Origin of the sequence: Bacillus pretiosus, assembly GCF_051294775.1 — a bacterium.
In the GTDB taxonomy this organism is placed as follows: Bacteria; Bacillota; Bacilli; order Bacillales; family Bacillaceae_G; genus Bacillus_A; species Bacillus_A wiedmannii.
Genome location: NZ_JBPPHF010000088.1, coordinates 1 through 324 on the forward strand (window position 1 = coordinate 1; position 324 = coordinate 324).

Sequence of the window (324 nt, forward strand, 5' to 3'; positions counted from 1 at the left end):
CTATCTGAATCGTAAATCGTTAACTCCTTTTTACCTCGTTCTCGCAATGGTATTTCTCGGAACGTTAGATTTTCCCCATCAAACACATAATATACCGAATCTGATAATAAATACGCTTCAAATTTCGATTCCTTTAATCCATCTACATCCTGATAATGAAAATTAATAGTGATCTTCTCCATTTCTGTTCCCTCCTTTTATTTATAGGCCGAAGACGAAAAGTCACATACAACCATAAGGCGCAACCTTAAGGCTCCATACCACCTTAACACACCACTTCAGCCGCCGCTCATGTACCTGCCTAAAGTACACGAGCCTAACGAC

At 39.8% G+C, this 324-nt stretch carries 1 protein-coding gene; it reads right to left on the reverse strand.

What is annotated here, in order from left to right; genetic code table 11:
• Positions 1 to 182: hypothetical protein (locus ACSG5Z_RS29980; protein ID WP_435712758.1), on the reverse strand; the 182-nt coding region annotated here is incomplete at its 3' end.
• Positions 183 to 324 lie beyond the last annotated feature (142 nt).